Raw genomic sequence first — 14,671 nt, 5'->3', positions numbered from 1 at the left:
GTTTCGCCCGTGGCGAACACAGGTGCGCCGGGGCGCCATGGCCTACTCGCAGGTAACCCGCGTGGGAACGCCGACGGGGCCCGGCGCAACCGCGCCGGGCCCCGTCGAGGCTCAGGTCCGATCGGATCAGGCCTTGCCGTTGGCCGCCGTCCGCTCGGCGAACCGGACCAGGGTGCGCACCGCGCTCGCGGTGCCGCCCTTCGGGGTGTAGCCGAACGGCGCGCTCTCGTGGAACGCCGGGCCGGCGATGTCCAGGTGCGCCCAGTCGATGCCCTCGGCCACGAACTCCTTCAGGAACAGGCCGGCCACCAGGCCGCCGCCCATCCGCTCGCCCATGTTGGCCAGGTCGGCGATGGTCGACTCGGTCATGCCCTTGCGCAGCTCGGCCGGCAGCGGCATCGGCCAGGACTGCTCGCCGACCTCGCCCGCGAGGGCGTGCAGCTCGTCGCGCAGCTCGTCGTTGTTGGCCATCACACCGAAGGTGCGGTTGCCCAGCGCCAGCACCATGGCGCCGGTCAGGGTCGCCACGTCGACGATGACGTCCGGGTTCTCCTCGCCGGCCCGCACGATCGCGTCGGCCAGCACCAGACGGCCCTCGGCGTCGGTGTTCAGCACCTCGACGGTCTTGCCGCCGTACATGCGCAGCACGTCACCCGGGCGGGTGGCGGAGCCGGACGGCATGTTCTCGGCCAGCGCCAGCCAGGCGGTCACGTTGACGGCCAGGCCCAGGCGCTTGGCGGCCACCACGGCGGCGAACACGGCGGCGGCGCCGGCCATGTCGCACTTCATGGTCTCGTTGTGGCCGGCCGGCTTCAGCGAGATGCCGCCCGAGTCGTAGGTGATGCCCTTGCCGACGAACGCCAGCGTGGCCTTCGCCTTCGGGTGGGTGTAGGCCACCTTCACCAGCCGCGGCGGGTTGACCGAGCCGCCGCCGACGCCCAGCAGACCGCCGAAGCCGCCCTTGGTCAGAGCCTTCTCGTCCAGCACCTCGACCTTGAGGCCGTGCTCCTTGCCGGCCGCCTGGGCGATCGCGGCGAAGCTCTTCGGGTTCAGGTCGTTCGGCGCGGTGTTGACCAGGTCGCGGGCGCGGTTCATCTCCTCGCCGATCGCGGCGGCCCGCTCCACGGCGGCCTTGGAGTCCTTGCTGCCCTTGCGGGGGGCCAGCACGGCCAGCTCGCCGACCGGCTCCTTGCCGTTGCCGTTGCCCTTGTACGTGCCGAAGGCGTAGGCGCCGAGCAGACCGCCGAGCGCGACCGCCTCGACCTCCTCCGCGGACTCGGCCGGCAGGGCCAGCGCGGCCTTCTTGACACCGGCCAGGGCACGGGCGGCGACACCCGCGGCGCGGCGCAGCGTCTCCAGCTCGTAGCCGTCCTCGACGGCCTCGCCGAGGCCGACCGCGAGCACGAGCGCGGCCTTCAGGCCGGCGGGGGAGGGCACCTTGACGGTCTCGCCCTCGGCGCCGGTCGCGCCCAGGGTGCTGAGGACCTCGGTCAGCTTGCCCTCGAACGCCTCGTTCACGGCCTCGGTGCCGGGGGCCAGCACAATGCCCTTCGGGCCCTTCGCGACACCGACCACCAGGGCGTCCGCGCGCAGCGAGGCGGCGGAGGAGGTGCTCACAGACAATGCAGTCACGTAATGCGTCCTGTTCTTTCGCGGTCCACGACCGGTCGCGGCGTGGCTGCCGAACCGGCGCAACCCGCCGTCGCAGGCCGTTCCGCCGGCGGTTGTGCGGGTCCGGGACCCCTGGCGCGCGCGTCCGCCGCTAGCGGCCGCGCACACCAGAGGCCCCGGCTCCTCGGTACGCGCCGGGCGGGCAGGACCTGCCACGGTGCAGGGCTGCGGTGCTTCACGCATGGTAGTCCGCATGGTGGGATCACGCGCCGCCCGGTGTCAGCCGAGCAACGCCAGGGCGAACAGCGTGCCGGTGGCGGCGGTCTCCGCCATCGCGCCGAGCACGTCCCCGGTGATGCCGCCGAACCGCCGGACACACCGTCCCAGCAGCAGTCGGGCGCACCCCAGGCCGAGCACAACCGCCAGCGGTAGACGGAGGGCTGACCATCCGTCGAACATTCCGAGCGCGGCCACGGCCAGCGCCGTCAGGGCCGTCGCGGCCCCGGCCCCGGCGGGCGACACGGTGCTCGCCACCATCGCCCCGAGCCCGCCCGGCCGGGCGGCCGGCACCGAGCGCAGACAGCCCCAGGCGAGCGCGCACCGGGCGGCCACCGCCGCCGCGAGCACCGCGAGCGCGCCGCGCGGCACCGAGTGGCCGAACTGCCCGGCCAGCGCGGCGATCTGGGCCAGCAGCACGAGGACCAGCGTCAGTACGCCGAACGGACCGATGTCGGACTGCTTCATGATGCGCAGCGCGTCCTCGGCGGGTTTGCCGCTGCCCAGCCCGTCGGCGACGTCCGCCAGACCGTCCAGGTGCAGCCCCCGGGTCAGCGCGGCGAGCACCCCCACCGCCGTCACCGCGCCGAGCAGCCCGCCGGCCCGCCAGGCCACCAGCGCCCCGGCCCCGGCCGCCGCCGTGCCCAGCACCAGCCCGACCACCGGGGCGGCCTGCATCGCCCGCGCCCCGGCGGCCCGGTCCCACCGCTCCACCCGCACCCGCAGCACCGACAGCGTCCCGAAGGCGAACCGTAGCCCCTCGCCCCAACCCGCCCGCTCACCGCCGGCCATGAACACGTTCCTCTCAACGCAAGAACGCCCCTGGCCAGGGGCGTTCTTCGGGTGGATACCGGTCGTACCGGGGGCTTACAGCCTCCGCAGCAGATCCGCCGCCGACGGCAGCTTCGGCTGCTCCTTCGGGGCGGACGGTACGAACGGCCTCGGCACCTCGTCGGCGAGCGCGTCGCCCGCCGCCTGGAGCAGCGGCAGCGCCAGCACCGCGCCGACGCCCTCGCCCATGGTGATGCCCTGGTCCTGCAAGGGCGTCAGGGTCAGCCGGTCGTACGCCTTCGCCTGGGCCGGCTCGCCGCTGGACTGCCCGGCCCGCCACCACTCCGGCGCCCGGAAGGCGATCCGCTGCGCGACCAGCGCGCAGGCCGCCGACACCACGCCGTCCAGCACCACCGGCAGGCGCCGGACGGCGGCCTGCAGCAGGAAGCCGGTGATCGCCGCGAAGTCGGCCCCGCCGGTGGCGCCGAGCAGCGCCAGCTGGTCGCCGAGCACCGGACGGGCCCGCCGCAGCGAGTCCCGGATGGTGGCGCACTTGACCATCCACACCCGGTCGTCGATGCCCGAGCCGCGACCGCAGACCGCGGCCGCGTCCGTCCCGCACAGCGCGCCGACCAGCACGGCTGCCACCGTGGTGGCGCCGACCCCGAGGTCGCCGAGCAGCACCAGGTCGGTGCCGGAGTCGGCCTCCTCGTCGGCGACGGCCATGCCAGCCCGGAAGGCCCGTACGGTCTCCTCCGGGCTGAGCGCGTCCTCGACGTCGATCCGGCCGGAGCCGCGGCGGATGCGGTGGGCGACCACCTCGTCCGGGAAGTTCGCGGGGTCGGTGTCCACCGCGACGTCGACCACCCGCACCTCGGCGCCGTAGCGCGCGGCCAGCCGGGCCACCGGCGCGGAGCCGTCGAGCACGGCCCGCACCCGGGCCGCGGTGCCGCCCTGGGCGGGCAGCCGGGAGACCCCGAGCGCGGCCACGCCGTGGTCGGCGGCGAACAGCAGCACCTTGGGGGCCGACACCGGCCGCACCGGGGAGCGCCCCTGCACGGACGAGAGCCAGCTGCCCAGCTCCTCCAGCCTGCCGAGCCCGCCGCGCGGCCGGCCGGCCTCCTGCCAGCGCTCCTCGGCGGCCCGCCGGGCGCTGTCGTCGGGGCGCTCGACGAGCGAGGAGAACGTATCGAGATCCACGGTCGTGTCCATCGTCCGGAAGGCTACACGCCGCAGGTGTGCGGACCGGGCTTGACCGTCAGAACCTGCCCCGCCACCACCAGCAGCACCCGCTCCGAGGCGTCCGCCACGGCCATGTTGAGTCGGCCCAGGGTGTCGCGGAAGCGCCGCCCGGCGGCGGTGGCCGGGACGACGCCCATGCCGACCTCGTTGCTCACCGCGACGACGGTCCGCGGGGTGGCGGCCCATGCCGCGGCCAGTGCCTCGCAGCGGCGCTGCACCGCGGCCTCGCCGCCGTCCGCCCAGGTCGTGTCGGACCAGGCGTCGCACTCGTCCATGACGGCGGTCAGCCACAGCGCGAGGCAGTCGATCAGCACCGGCGCCGGGTCGGCGGTGTCGGCCAGGACGGCCTCCAGGTCGCAGGTCTCGGCGGTGCGCCAGCTCGCCGGCCGCCGATCCCGGTGCAGCGCGATCCGCTGGGCCCACTCGGCGTCGCCGTCCCGGGTGCCGCCGGTGGCCACGTACAGGACGTCGGGGCGGTCGGCGAGCAGCTGCTCGGCGCGGGTGGACTTGCCGGAGCGCGCGCCGCCGAGCAGCAGCGTGCGGGGGAGCGGGGGGTGGGTCGCCATGCCGACCATCCTGCCCGACCAGGCATACGGAAGATCGGGCCGGGCAGGCTATGGTGCGCACCACACGCGCACCACAGAGGCAGCAGCGGGAAGCGGGAGGAGCCGGGCATGGTCTGGACGTGGCGGTACGAGAAGGCGGACGGCAGCGTGGTGACGCCCAGCGGCGGTCAGGAGGAGTTCGCCGGCCAGGGGGACGCCGAGACCTGGATCGGGGAGAGCTGGAAGCAGCTCGCCGAGGAGGGCGTGGACACCGCGGTCCTGCTGGACGACGGTCAGGTGATCTACTCGATGAGCCTGCACGAGGCCTGAGCCACCCGCACCCGGCCCGGGGCCGCTACTTCGCCCCGATCACGTGCAGCAGCGCCGCGATCTGCCGGTACGGGTCGGTGCGGCCGGCCCGGTCCTCCGCCTCCAGCAGCTGGGCCAGCTGCCGCCCGTCCACCGGCGGGGTCGCGTCGTCGGGTGCGTTGTCGGTGAAGACCCGTACGCCGTACCAGTGCCGCAGTGGCACCGACACCTCGGAGAGGGTGACGGACAGGTCGGCGAGCCGGTCGGCGCGGGCGGCCAGACCGAGCCGGTTGTAGTACCGGTCGCTCTCGAAGGCGTGCAGGGCGGCCCGCCAGTCCCCGGCGGCGGCGGGCCGCAGGGCGAGCGCGTCGCGGTTGCGGACCAGCAGCGACAGCAGTCCGCCGGGCGCCAGCAGCCGGGCCAGCGAGGCGATCATCGGGTCCGGGTCGGGCAGGTACGTCAGGACGCCGTGGCAGATCACCACGTCGAAGCTGCGCGGGCCGAACCAGCGCCCGCACTGGTGGCCGTCACCGCTGAGCAGTTGCAGCCGGCCGCGCACCTCGGGCGGCTCCTCGGCCAGCGCCCCCTGGGCGACGCCGAGCGCGACCGGGTCGGAGTCGATCCCGGTGACGTAGTGGCCGGCCCGGGCCAGCCGCAGGGCCTGGGTGCCCTGGCCGCAGCCGATGTCGAGGACGCGCTGCCCGCTGCGGCCGGCCAGCTGCTCGGCGAGCTGCCGGGAGACCAGCTCCTGCCGGACGAAGTTGCGCAGCCCGCCGAGCCGGTCCAGCCAGGCACCGGTGCCGCCGGCGAAGGAGCCGCTGCGCGAGGGCAGTCGGCCGAGCCGGTCGTGGCCGCCCTCCCCCTGCCCGGGCAGTGCGTAGAGGCCGGGCCCCTCCCAGGACGGCGGGGCCCAGCCGGAGTCCACCGGTTCGGCGGTCAGGGCTTCTCCCCGCGCCGCACCTGCGGCTTGGGCAGGCGGAGCCGGCGCATCTGGAGGGTGCGCATGATGCCGTACGCGATCGCGCCCCGGGTGTTCTGGCCGGCGAACCGCTCACCCAGCTGCTTGCGCAGGCCGAGGCCGAGGCGGGCGAAGTCCAGGGCCACGAACACGAAGAAGAGCAGGAACAGCAGCGTGGACAGCAGCTGCAGGGCGGGCACCTTGACGATGCTCATCACCAGGATGACCACGGCGGCCGGCAGGAAGAACTCGGCCAGCGACCAGCGGGAGTCCACGTAGTCGCGGGCGAACTTGCGCACCGGGCCCTTGTCACGGGCCGGCAGGTGGCGCTCGTCGCCGTCGATCAGCGCCTGGCGCTGCTTCTCGCGCTCGACCCGCATCCGGTCGCGTGCCTGGCGGGAGGCCTCCTTGCGGTCCTTGGGCACCGTCACCCGGGTGCGCCGGTGGGCCTCGGCCTCACTGCGCTTCGGGGTCGGGCGGCCCTTCTTGGCCTCCGGGTGGCGGGTCGTCTCGTCCTGCTTCTCCAGCACGGTGGCGGAGGCGGCGGCATCATCTGAACGGCGTCGGAACACACCACCAGCGTACGGGGTACGACGCGGCGACCGCGGGTCCCCTCGGACGCAAACGCATATCGATCCGGGTGGCGCCACCCGAACCGGGCCTCCCGGGCTCTTCCCGTAGGGGATCAGTCGGATGGACTATGGGGAGGATGAGAGGCGGATCCACCTGGGGGAGGAGGAAACGCCACTGGTCGCTGTAGCAGTCTTGTTGCAGGCAGGTGCACTGCGGCGACGGGCTCGCTGCGCATACACTCGTCGTGTCTGGTAACGAGATAGAGACCGCAGGCCGGAGAAGGGGGCACCCGAGGCCCATGAGCGACGGAATCATGAAGCGTATGGGGCTGATCTTCCGCTCCAAGGCGAACAAGGCCTTGGATCGGGCGGAGGATCCGCGTGAGACGCTCGACTACTCCTACCAGAAGCAGCTCGAACTGCTGCAGAAGGTACGGCGTGGCGTCGCGGACGTCGCGACCTCGCGCAAGCGCCTGGAACTCCAGCTGACCCAGCTCCAGCAGCAGTCCGCGAAGTACGAGGACCAGGGCCGCAAGGCGCTGTCCCTCGGCCGCGAGGACCTCGCGCGCGAGGCGCTGACCCGCAAGGCCAACATGCAGTCCCAGATCAACGACCTGGAGACGCAGTACCAGGCCCTGCAGGCCGAGGAGGAGAAGCTCACGCTCGCCTCCCAGCGGCTGCAGGCCAAGGTGGACGCCTTCCGCACCAAGAAGGAGACCATCAAGGCCACCTACACCGCCGCCCAGGCGCAGACCCGCATCGCCGAGTCCTTCTCCGGCATCTCGGAGGAGATGGGCGACGTCGGCCTGGCCATCCAGCGGGCCGAGGACAAGACCGCGCAGATGCAGGCCCGGGCGGGCGCGATCGACGAGCTGCTGGCCTCCGGCGCGCTCGACGACGCGAGCGGCCTCGGCCGCAAGGACGACATCGAGGCCGAGCTGGAGCGGGTGGCCGGCGGTTCCGACGTCGAGCTGGAGCTCGCCCGGATGAAGGCCGAGCTGTCCGGTGGTCCCGCCTCGTCCGGCCCGGCCGCGATCGAGCAGGGCCAGCCGCAGCAGCAGCCCCAGCAGCAGCCGCAGGACACCCCGCGCATCAACTACAACAAGTGATCTGAGCTCGACCCCACGAACCAGGGAGACGCACGGCATGATCATGAGGGTCATGGGTGAGGGGCAGTACGAGGTGGGCGAGGACCACCTGAACCTGCTCAACCAGCTCGACGACGAGCTGCTCACCGCAGTGGAGTCGGGTGACGAGGAGAACTTCCGCCAGGCCTACGGCAAGCTGCTGGACGCGGTGAAGCAGTACGGCACCCGGCTGCCCGACGACGCGTTGGAGCCGTCCGACCTGATCCTGCCGAACTCCGAGGCGACGATCAGCGAGGTCCGTGCACTGCTGCTGTCCGAGGGCGAGGGCGTGATCCCGGGGTTCCCCGAGTAGTACCTGCGGCCGCTGCCAGACGAAAGGGCGGGCCCCCTCCGGTGGGAGGGGGCCCGCCCTTCGCTGTTGCTCGCCCGCTCGGGGCGGGCCGCCCGCTTGCTACGGCAGGGCCAGCATCCGGTCCAGCGCGGCCTTGGCGTACTTCTCGGTCTCCGGGTCGACGGTGATCACGTTCGGCACCCGGCCCTCGACCAGCGACTCCAGCGCCCAGACCAGGTGCGGCAGGTCGATCCGGTTCATGGTCGAGCAGAAGCAGACCGTGCGGTCCAGGAAGACGATCTCCTTGTCCGGGTGCGCCTTGGCCAGGCGGCGGACGAGGTTCAGCTCGGTGCCGATGGCCCACTTGGAGCCGGGCTCGGCGGCGTCCAGGGCCTTGATGATGTACTCGGTCGAGCCGACCTGGTCGGCGGCCGCGACGACCTCGTGCTTGCACTCGGGGTGCACCAGCACGGTCACGCCGGGGATCCGCTCGCGGACGTCGTTCACCGAGTCCAGGCTGAACCGGCCGTGCACCGAGCAGTGGCCGCGCCAGAGGATCATCTTCGCGTTCCGCAGCTGCTCGGCGGTCAGGCCGCCGTTCGGCTTGTGCGGGTTGTAGACGACGCAGTCGTCCAGCGAGAAGCCCATGTCCCGGACGGCGGTGTTGCGGCCGAGGTGCTGGTCCGGCAGGAAGAGCACCTTCTCGCCCTGCTCGAACGCCCACTCCAGGGCGCGCTTGGCGTTGGAGGAGGTGCAGATGGTGCCGCCGTGCCGGCCGGTGAAGGCCTTGATGTCGGCGGAGGAGTTCATGTACGAGACCGGGACGGTCACGTCGGCTATGCCGGCGTCGGTCAGCGCGTCCCAGCACTCGGCGACCTGCTCGGCGGTGGCCATGTCGGCCATCGAGCAGCCGGCCGCGAGGTCCGGCAGGACGACCTGCTGGCGCTCGGAGGTGAGGATGTCGGCGGACTCGGCCATGAAGTGCACGCCGCAGAAGACGATGTACTCGGCCTCGGGGCGGGCCGCGGCGTCGCGGGCGAGCTTGAAGGAGTCGCCGGTGACGTCGGCGAACTCGATGACCTCGTCGCGCTGGTAGTGGTGGCCGAGGATGAAGACGCGGTCGCCCAGCGCGGCCTTGGCCGCCCGGGCACGTTCGACGAGGTTCGGGTCCGAGGCCGGGGGGAGGTCACCCGGGCATTCGACGCCGCGCTCGCTGTTCGGGTCGGCCTCCCGGCCGAGCAGCAGCAGAGCGAGCGGCGTCGGAGTGGGGTCGACGCCGTGGGTCTCGGTGATGGTGGTGGTCACGGGCGGGTGCCCTTCTGTGCGGCCGATCAAGCGGTGAAGCCTTTTCGTCTAACTGACGCTATCTATGATAACCGGTTAGTGTCAGAGTGACGATGGCCATCCTGTCGATGTGACGAGAACCGCTCGCCGAAACGGACTCAACGGACCCGATTGACCGATTTGGGGGGACCAGGCGTTTCCGAATCGATATTTCGAAGCCTCCGGGTATGGCTGAGGCCATGAAAGCAATTGCGATCAACCGCTACGGCGGCCCCGAGGTGGTCGAGTGCACCGACCTGCCCGACCCGAAGGTCGGCCCCGACTCGGTCCTGGTGGAGGTGCGGGCGGCCGGGGTCAACCCGGTGGACTGGAAGATCCGCGACGGCGCCCTGGACGGCATCCTCGACGTGCACTTCCCGCTGGTGATGGGCTGGGACGTGGCCGGAGTGGTCCGCGCGGTCGGCGGCGGGGTGACCGAGTTCGCCCCCGGCGACGAGGTGTACGGCTACGTCCGCAAGGACGCCGTCGAGCACGGCACCTACGCCGAACTGGTCTCCGCCCCGGTCCGCACCCTCGCCCGCCGGCCAGCCGCGCTGGACTGGGCGCAGTCCGGCGGCCTGCCGCTGGCCGGGCTCACCGCGCTGCAGGGCCTCAGGGCGCTGCGGATCGCCGAGGGGGAGACCCTGCTGGTGCACGCCGCGGCCGGCGGGGTCGGTCACCTCGCCGTGCAACTGGCCCGGGCCTACGGCGCCCGGGTGATCGGCACCGCCTCCGAGCGCAACCACGACTACCTGCGCGGCCTCGGGGCCGAGCCCGTCGTCCACGGCGAGGGCCTGGCCGAGCGGGTCCGCGCACTCGCCCCGGACGGGGTGGACGCGGCCCTCGACCTGGTCGGCCACGGTGCCGCCCAGGTCTCGGCGGGCCTGGTGGCCGACCCGGGCCGGAACGCCTCGATCGCCGACTTCGGCGTGAAGGCCCTCGGCGGCCGGTACGTCTGGGTCCGCCCGGACGCGGCCGACCTGGCCGAACTGGCCGCGCTCGCCGACGACGGCCGACTGACCGTCACCGTCGCCTCGACCTTCCCGCTCGCCCAGGCGGCCTCCGCCCAGGCGCTCAGCGCCGAGGGCCGCACCAGGGGAAAGATCGTCCTCCTGGTGACGTGACGTCCGCCGTCCCGTCATCCGGCGGCGGTGAACTCGTTCAGGTCATCGGCCAGAATGGTGGCAAACCGTTTCGGCAGTGGCCGCCGCCGGGACGCCCCCTCACCCCCGTACGACCCGTGGAGCCCCGCACCGATGACCAGCAGCCGAGCGCACGAGGTGGTCGGGGCCGACCTGGACGAGACCGACCGGCAGCTCCTCGCCCGCCTCGGCAGCGACGGCCGCGCCTCCTACGCGGAGATCGGCCTCCAGGTGAACCTCTCCGCCACCGCCGTGCGCCGCCGGATCGACCGGCTCAGGGCGCGCGGTGTGGTGCGGGGCTTCACCGTGGTGCTCGACCCGGCCGTGCTCGGCTGGCAGACCGAGGCCTTCGTCGAGGTCTACTGCCGGGAGCGCACCGCCCCCGAGGAGATCCTCGCCAGCCTGCGCCAGTTCCCCGAGGTGGTCGCCGCCTGGACGGTCACCGGCGACCCGGACGCCCTGGTCCACCTGAGGGCGGCCGACATGCGCCACCTGGAGGCCGTCATCGAGCGCATCCGGCGCGAGCCCGGCGTCCAGCGCAGCCGCTCCTCGGTGGTCCTCTCCCAGCTGATCGGCTGACCCGGGGGCGCCACGCAGGAAAGCTGCGCGGACCGTCCCGAAGACGCTCGAAAGCTGCCTGACCAGCCGCGTTCCGACGCGCGGCCGGGCACCCCCGCTGCCTACGCTGATCACGTCCGGTCAGCGCGGTGAGGCGTCCCGCCGACCGGATCCCCCCGACACCCACAGCCGAGAGGGACAGCCGTGTCCGCAGCACCCGACCGCATGCACCGGCCCGACAACGAACTGGTCGACCTGGTTTTCGACTACATGCGGGAGCGGCTGCAGTACGACCCCGTTCCGCTCGACCACCCCGGTGACGGCGAGCACCTGCGCGCCCAGCTGGCCGGCCTGCTGAACCAGGACGGCAACAACCCCGCCGACGTGCTCAAGCTCTACGACCACGAGCTGTCCCGCGCGGTCATCTCCGCCGACAGCCCGCGCTACCTGTCCTTCATCCCGTGCGCCCCCACCAAGGCCGCGCTGCTGTTCGACATGGTCGTCTCCTGCGCCTCGCTGCAGGGCATCTCCTGGCTGGAGGCGGCCGGTGCGATCGCCGCCGAGAACCAGGTGCTGCGCCTGATCGCCGACCGGGCCGGGCTGCCCGCCTCGGCCGGCGGCTGCTTCGTCTCCGGCGGCTCGGCGGGCAACCTCTCCGCCCTCGTCGTCGCCCGTGACACCGCCCGCCGCCGACTGGGCGTCGGTCCCGAGGCGCGGCTGCGGATCGCCGTCGCCGACCAGGTGCACTCCTCGGTCAAGAACACCTTCAACATCATCGGCGTCGAGGCCTTCAAGGTCCCGACCGTCAACCGCCGGTTCACCGGCGAGGCGCTGCGCGCCGCGCTGGCCGCCGACCCGACTGCAACCGATCCTTCTGGGTCGCCGGTGATCGCGGTCGTCGGCACCGCCGGCACCACCAACGAGGGCATCGTCGACGACCTCGCGGGCCTGGCCGAGGTCGCCCGCGAGCGCGAGCTGTGGTTCCACGTGGACGGCGCCTACGGCGGCGCGGGCCTGTTCGCCCCCTCGGTGCGCGAGCGCTACAACGGCATCGAGCACGCCGACTCCTTCGTGGTCGACCCGCACAAGTGGCTGTTCGCCCCCTTCGACTGCGCCGCGCTGATCTACCGCAACCCGCAGCTCGCCCGCGCCGTGCACACCCAGGACGCCTCCTACCTGGACGTCCTGCACACCGAGGGCGACGAGTGGAACCCCACCGACTACGCCTACCACCTGACCCGGCGCGCCCGCGGCCTGCCGCTCTGGTTCTCGCTGGCCGTCCACGGCGTCCAGGCCTACACCGACGCCATCGAGGCCGGCCTGACGCTGGCCCGGGAGACCGCGGAGCTGATCCGCGGGACGGAGCACCTGGAGCTGCTGTTCGACCCGCAGCTCTCGGCGGTCTGCTTCAAGCGCAAGGGCTGGACCAACGACGACTACTACCGCTGGTCGCAGCAGCTGCTCGCGGACCAGATCGGCTTCGTGACCCCGACCGGCTGGGACGGCGAGACGGTCGCCCGCTTCGCCTTCCTGCACCCGGGCACGACCATGGCGATGGTCCGGGAGATCCTGGACACCATGGCCTGAGTCCCAAGCCTGCGGCCCCCACCGGAACGCCCGGTCGGGGGCCGTTCGCGCACCTACAGGAACGCCCCGCTCGGCAGGTACGGCGCCGGCGGCCGCATCCCGCGCACCCCGACGAAGCCCCGGCTCTCCGGCGTCAGCCCGACCTCCAGCCCGACGTCCAGCGCCCACTCCTGCTCGGCGGTGAGGAACTCCACCCGCGCCTCGACCCCGCTCGGCACCCGGGCCAGCGCCTCGCGCAGCAGCCGGACGGCGATCCGCTTGCTGGTGGCCGCCAGCAGCTTCACCCCGCCGCCGTCCCGGTAGCAGTAGCCGCTGCCGGCCAGCGCGTCGGCCACCAGCAGCTCCTCGAAGTGCCCCAGCATCAGCGGGTGGTCCGGGCCGTGCGCGGAGCCGCGCAGCCGCCGGTCCACCGAGTCCAGCAGGTGCAGGTGGGTGGCGTTGCCGCGGTGCACCGGGATGTCCCCGGGATCGATCAGCCCCTCGCGGTCCACCCGCCCGGTCAGCCGCATCGCCGGGTGCAGGGTGAATCCGGCCAGCCGGTAGCGCCGCGCCGCCGCCGGGGAGGCGGAGGCGCAGACCATCCCGCGCAGGCAGCCCCGGGCGTGCACCGCCGCCCGCTCCAGCAGCAGCCGTCCGACCCCCCTGCCCTGCGCCGAGGGGCGGACCGCGAGCAGCGAGGGCGTCCACAGGCCCTCCCGGCGCATCGACAGCACCACCCCGACCGCCTCCCCGCCGCTCTCGGCCAGCCAGCAGCCGCCGGGGTCGGTGCGCGCCAGGTGCCTGGTCCGGGCCAGGTGCAGCGGGGTCGCCCTCGGCGGCGCGTGGTCGGCGGGGGACTCGTCGGGGGATTCGTCGGAGGGCTCGGCGAACGCGGTGAAGGACAGCTCCTGGACGGCCTCCGCATCCGCCGCGGTGTCCCTGATCTGGCGAAGGATCATGCCGACCATCCTGGCGTCCGGCGGGCGGCCGCGGGGCCCGTTCACCCGGATCCGGTGCTCGGGCGGTGACCGCTCCCCGCCGGTGTGCGAGCATGGGAGCGTAGGGGACGCGGGTGGTACACCCGGCCCACGGAAACGAGCCGCCGAAAAAGGCCGAGGAAATCCTTCGCCGCCCGGGAAATGAAACCGGGCGGCCGTTGGTTGGCACTGGCGGTAGACCGTCGTCAAGACCGGGAGAAAGCAGATGACCGTCCAGGACGAGACCACTGTCGAGAGTGGCATCCTCCTCACCGATGCCGCTGCGGGCAAGGTCAAGGCCCTGCTGGAGCAGGAAGGCCGCGACGACCTCGCGCTGCGCGTCGCCGTCCAGCCCGGTGGCTGCTCCGGCCTGCGTTACCAGCTGTTCTTCGACGAGCGCTCGCTCGACGGCGACGTGATCAAGGACTTCGGCGGTGTGAAGGTCGTCACCGACCGGATGAGCGCCCCGTACCTGGGTGGCGCCACCGTCGACTTCGTCGACACCATCGAGAAGCAGGGCTTCACGATCGACAACCCGAACGCCACGGGCTCCTGCGCCTGCGGCGACTCCTTCAGCTAAGCCTGAAGCGCTCCGCTGAAGCGGTGAGGCGGCCCCGGGAAGTTCCCCGGGGCCGCCTCTTCACGTCCGTGGCCGGTAGAACCTACTGGCCGGCCAGGTCCGGGGTGACCGGGTCCGGTCCGGCGTGCGGGTCGCCCTCCAGCGGCACGTCCTGGCCGCTCGACTGGTCGACCACCGTCCGCCCGGCCAGCGGCGAGCGCAGATCGGCGGAGACCGACTGCCGCTTGGCCAGCGCCGGGCAGGACTGCCCGGGCTGGACGGTCGGCTGGCCCGCCACGACCAGCACGTCCACCCGGCCCGGCTGCGACTCGTCCGCCTTCAGCGCGTACTTGGTGCAGACCCCGCCGAAGAAGTAGACGGTCAGCTTGTTGCTGCCGTCCATCCGGTAGCCGATCGGCGGACGCGCCCCGGTGCCGACCCCGGTCCCGGCCGGGTTGGGCTCACCGGGAGCGATCCCGTTGACCGGGGGAGTGGTGCCCGCCGACGGCCGCCCCGGGGCGGGCGCGGCCGGGGTGGGGGCCCAGCCGGTCGGCGGCGCCTGGCCGGACGGGCTCGCGGCCGGAGCCGTCGCGGACGCGGTGTCGGAGGCCGCCGGGGCCTGCGGGGAGGCGCTCGTCGAGGCCGAGGGGGTCGCGGAGGCCGCCGAGCCGCCCGCCGCCGAGTCCGAGGAGCTCCCGCCTCCCCCGCCGCACCCGGCCACCGTCACCACCGCGGCCAGGGCCAGACCCGCCAGGGCCGCCGCCCGCCGACCGCGCCGGGGCATCGTCTCCAGATCCATCTGCACATCCTCCCGAGGGCTCAGCGGCGCCGCCTCCTCGGCCG

General features: G+C 73.3%; 15 protein-coding genes and 1 pseudogene. 7 read left to right on the top strand and 9 right to left on the bottom strand.

All coding sequences use genetic code 11. The annotated features are described in order from the left end of the window. Nucleotides 1-126: 126 nt before the first annotated feature. The 4 genes and pseudogenes from RZ50_RS12475 to cobU form a co-directional block, all read right to left on the bottom strand. Nucleotides 127-1,632 (bottom strand): leucyl aminopeptidase, encoded by a 1,506-nt coding sequence (locus RZ50_RS12475; protein ID WP_196950007.1) that lies wholly within the window; start codon nt 1,630-1,632, stop codon nt 127-129. Nucleotides 1,633-1,890: 258 nt separating this feature from the next. After that, nucleotides 1,891-2,679, bottom strand: a complete 789-nt coding sequence (locus RZ50_RS12470; RefSeq protein WP_196950008.1) for an adenosylcobinamide-GDP ribazoletransferase — start codon at nt 2,677-2,679, stop codon at nt 1,891-1,893. Nucleotides 2,680-2,754: 75 nt separating this feature from the next. Beyond that, nucleotides 2,755-3,870, bottom strand: coding sequence for a nicotinate-nucleotide--dimethylbenzimidazole phosphoribosyltransferase (locus RZ50_RS12465; RefSeq protein WP_196950009.1), 1,116 nt, complete (start codon nt 3,868-3,870; stop codon nt 2,755-2,757). Nucleotides 3,871-3,881: 11 nt separating this feature from the next. Beyond that, nucleotides 3,882-4,454: pseudogene (cobU, locus tag RZ50_RS12460) on the bottom strand (bifunctional adenosylcobinamide kinase/adenosylcobinamide-phosphate guanylyltransferase); the annotation flags it as partial. Between the two features lie 120 nt (nt 4,455-4,574). On the opposite strand from cobU, the gene RZ50_RS12455 reads away from it, so the two are divergent. Beyond that, nucleotides 4,575-4,775, top strand: coding sequence for a hypothetical protein (locus RZ50_RS12455; protein ID WP_196950011.1), 201 nt, complete (start codon nt 4,575-4,577; stop codon nt 4,773-4,775). A 25-nt stretch (nt 4,776-4,800) separates the two neighbouring features. On the opposite strand, the gene RZ50_RS12450 is transcribed toward RZ50_RS12455, so the two are convergent. After that, nucleotides 4,801-5,541, bottom strand: coding sequence for a methyltransferase domain-containing protein (locus tag RZ50_RS12450; RefSeq protein ID WP_196950023.1), 741 nt, complete (start codon nt 5,539-5,541; stop codon nt 4,801-4,803). Between the two features lie 149 nt (nt 5,542-5,690). Beyond that, nucleotides 5,691-6,284, bottom strand: a complete 594-nt coding sequence (locus RZ50_RS12445; protein WP_196950012.1) for a DUF3043 domain-containing protein — start codon at nt 6,282-6,284, stop codon at nt 5,691-5,693. Nucleotides 6,285-6,583: 299 nt separating this feature from the next. Here RZ50_RS12445 and RZ50_RS12440 point away from each other — a divergent pair, with 299 nt between their 5' ends. Beyond that, entirely contained in the window at nt 6,584-7,393 is an 810-nt protein-coding gene (locus tag RZ50_RS12440; RefSeq protein WP_196950013.1) for a PspA/IM30 family protein, read from the top strand. Nucleotides 7,394-7,430: 37 nt separating this feature from the next. Further along, nucleotides 7,431-7,724, top strand: a complete 294-nt coding sequence (locus RZ50_RS12435) for a hypothetical protein (protein ID WP_196950014.1) — start codon at nt 7,431-7,433, stop codon at nt 7,722-7,724. A 99-nt stretch (nt 7,725-7,823) separates the two neighbouring features. On the opposite strand, the gene nadA is transcribed toward RZ50_RS12435, so the two are convergent. Further along, nucleotides 7,824-9,008, bottom strand: a complete 1,185-nt coding sequence (nadA, locus tag RZ50_RS12430; protein ID WP_308271606.1) for a quinolinate synthase NadA — start codon at nt 9,006-9,008, stop codon at nt 7,824-7,826. A 218-nt stretch (nt 9,009-9,226) separates the two neighbouring features. Here nadA and RZ50_RS12425 point away from each other — a divergent pair, with 218 nt between their 5' ends. From RZ50_RS12425 to RZ50_RS12415, 3 genes are all read left to right on the top strand, one after another. Next, a complete protein-coding gene (locus tag RZ50_RS12425; RefSeq protein WP_196950015.1) occupies nt 9,227-10,150 on the top strand; it encodes an NADP-dependent oxidoreductase in 924 nt (307 codons plus the stop codon). A 132-nt stretch (nt 10,151-10,282) separates the two neighbouring features. Continuing rightward, a complete protein-coding gene (locus RZ50_RS12420) occupies nt 10,283-10,747 on the top strand; it encodes an Lrp/AsnC family transcriptional regulator (RefSeq protein ID WP_196950016.1) in 465 nt (154 codons plus the stop codon). Nucleotides 10,748-10,930: 183 nt separating this feature from the next. After that, nucleotides 10,931-12,313, top strand: coding sequence for a pyridoxal-dependent decarboxylase (locus RZ50_RS12415; RefSeq protein ID WP_308271605.1), 1,383 nt, complete (start codon nt 10,931-10,933; stop codon nt 12,311-12,313). Nucleotides 12,314-12,366: 53 nt separating this feature from the next. Here RZ50_RS12415 and RZ50_RS12410 read toward each other — a convergent pair whose 3' ends face one another. Continuing rightward, nucleotides 12,367-13,251, bottom strand: coding sequence for a GNAT family N-acetyltransferase (locus tag RZ50_RS12410; RefSeq protein ID WP_196950017.1), 885 nt, complete (start codon nt 13,249-13,251; stop codon nt 12,367-12,369). Nucleotides 13,252-13,495: 244 nt separating this feature from the next. On the opposite strand from RZ50_RS12410, the gene RZ50_RS12405 reads away from it, so the two are divergent. Then, nucleotides 13,496-13,849, top strand: coding sequence for an iron-sulfur cluster assembly accessory protein (locus RZ50_RS12405; protein WP_196950018.1), 354 nt, complete (start codon nt 13,496-13,498; stop codon nt 13,847-13,849). 82 nt (nt 13,850-13,931) lie between these two features. Here RZ50_RS12405 and RZ50_RS12400 read toward each other — a convergent pair whose 3' ends face one another. After that, nucleotides 13,932-14,627, bottom strand: coding sequence for a hypothetical protein (locus tag RZ50_RS12400; RefSeq protein ID WP_217680514.1), 696 nt, complete (start codon nt 14,625-14,627; stop codon nt 13,932-13,934). Between the last annotated feature and the right edge of the window lie 44 nt (nt 14,628-14,671).

The sequence above is a fragment of the Kitasatospora sp. SUK 42 genome, assembly GCF_015776785.2.
Lineage (GTDB): Bacteria > Actinomycetota > Actinomycetes > Streptomycetales > Streptomycetaceae > Kitasatospora.
The sequence above is the reverse complement of the archived record's forward strand: the minus strand, read 5'-3'. Positions and strand labels throughout refer to the sequence as shown.

Coding starts and splice junctions, on each gene's coding strand:
- RZ50_RS12410 (WP_196950017.1), bottom strand. CDS start 13,251: ATGATCCTTCGCCAGATCAGGGACACCGCGGCGGATGCGGAGGCCGTC.
- RZ50_RS12405 (WP_196950018.1), top strand. CDS start 13,496: ATGACCGTCCAGGACGAGACCACTGTCGAGAGTGGCATCCTCCTCACC.
- RZ50_RS12440 (WP_196950013.1), top strand. CDS start 6,584: ATGAGCGACGGAATCATGAAGCGTATGGGGCTGATCTTCCGCTCCAAG.
- RZ50_RS12470 (WP_196950008.1), bottom strand. CDS start 2,679: ATGGCCGGCGGTGAGCGGGCGGGTTGGGGCGAGGGGCTACGGTTCGCC.
- RZ50_RS12455 (WP_196950011.1), top strand. CDS start 4,575: ATGGTCTGGACGTGGCGGTACGAGAAGGCGGACGGCAGCGTGGTGACG.
- RZ50_RS12465 (WP_196950009.1), bottom strand. CDS start 3,870: ATGGACACGACCGTGGATCTCGATACGTTCTCCTCGCTCGTCGAGCGC.
- RZ50_RS12400 (WP_217680514.1), bottom strand. CDS start 14,627: ATGGATCTGGAGACGATGCCCCGGCGCGGTCGGCGGGCGGCGGCCCTG.
- RZ50_RS12420 (WP_196950016.1), top strand. CDS start 10,283: ATGACCAGCAGCCGAGCGCACGAGGTGGTCGGGGCCGACCTGGACGAG.
- RZ50_RS12435 (WP_196950014.1), top strand. CDS start 7,431: ATGATCATGAGGGTCATGGGTGAGGGGCAGTACGAGGTGGGCGAGGAC.
- RZ50_RS12425 (WP_196950015.1), top strand. CDS start 9,227: ATGAAAGCAATTGCGATCAACCGCTACGGCGGCCCCGAGGTGGTCGAG.